This window comes from Dietzia sp. HMSC21D01, from assembly GCF_001815995.1.
In the GTDB taxonomy this organism is placed as follows: domain Bacteria; phylum Actinomycetota; class Actinomycetes; order Mycobacteriales; family Mycobacteriaceae; genus Dietzia; species Dietzia cinnamea.
The window spans coordinates 1-1178 of sequence record NZ_KV823775.1; the positions used below are offsets into that span (position 1 = coordinate 1).

Consider the following 1178-nt stretch of genomic DNA (forward strand, 5'->3'; position numbering starts at 1 on the left):
CCGACCGGCCAACGTCGTGCGGGCGCGGCGGCGCCTGGGTGGATGACGACCGGCCCCCCGGGAGCCCGGCCGGATGATCCGCCGGGCGAATCGTCAGACGAGCCGTCGAGAGTCCGGTCGCGGCGGTCGGCGGGGTCGGTGAGGCGGAGGTCCTCGGGGCCGCACGGTCCGCCGGCGTCGCTCACCAGGCGGCACCACCGGTGGACCTCGTGTTCGTCACGGTGCCAGGGCGGGCCGGCGTGCCCCACCTCCGGGCAGTCGAACCCGATGAGGCGGCCGGGGTCCGTGGCGGTGAGGAGGCCGCGACTGGCCGGGCCGTTGCCGTGCAGGTCCACGGCGATCTGTCCCCCGCGGATCGGCCCGAGCGGGACCAGGCCGGGGGTCGGCAGTACCGCGTCGACGACGCCCAGGCGCGCCAGCCACCCGCCGACCCCTGCGGGGGCCGCCAGCACGAGCCGGGACCCCGGTGCCAGACGTCGCAGGCCCCGCAGCGGGGCGATGCCGGTGAGGGCGTCCCCCATCCCGAGGGCACGGAGGGCGAGCACGTCTCCGGATCCGATGTCCTCCGGCCGCACCGCCCACGGCTCCTCGCGGGCGACGTCGACGTGCGTGGGCACCCCGGCCGCCCGGAGCGCCTCGGCGGTGTACGGCTCAACCGGCATCGCTGATCCGATCGAGGATCGAGGTCGTGGACCGACCGGACAGGAGCGGGAGGATCTCGACCCGGCCGCCCCAGCTGTGGACGAGCGGCGCCTCCGGCAGGTCGGCCACGCGGTAGTCACCGCCCTTGACCCAGACGTCGGGCCGCAGTGTGTCCAGTGCCTCACGCGGGTCGTCCTCGTCGAACACCACGACGGCGTCGACGCTGGCCAGCGCCTCGAGCAGCGCGCGCCGGTCGGCGACCGGGTTGACCGGCCGGCCGGGCCCCTTGAGCCTGCGTACGGAGGTGTCGGAGTTGAGCAGGACCACCAGCAGGTCGCCCAGCTCACGGGCGGCGCGCAGGTACTGCGCGTGTCCGGCGTGCAGGACGTCGAAGCAGCCGCCGGTCGCGACGATCACCCCGCCCGCCTCGCGGGTGCGGGCGATGCGGTGGGCGAAGCCGTCGAGGGTGCTCGGGGCGGGCTGGTTGCCCCGGCCGCGGAACCCCGCGGCGCCACCCTCCGCCACCCACCTGGAGG

2 protein-coding genes are annotated in these 1178 nt (G+C 76.4%); both read right to left on the reverse strand.

Features of this window, described 5'->3' with window-relative positions:
* Window positions 1-662, reverse strand: a 662-nt coding sequence (locus tag HMPREF3086_RS03905) for a glycosyltransferase family 9 protein (protein WP_371441646.1), incomplete at its 3' end; no start/stop codon positions are given.
* The coding region (rfaE2, locus tag HMPREF3086_RS03910) for a D-glycero-beta-D-manno-heptose 1-phosphate adenylyltransferase (protein WP_141763981.1) at window positions 652-1178 on the reverse strand (527 nt) is incomplete at its 5' end. The genes HMPREF3086_RS03905 and rfaE2, both read right to left, overlap by 11 nt.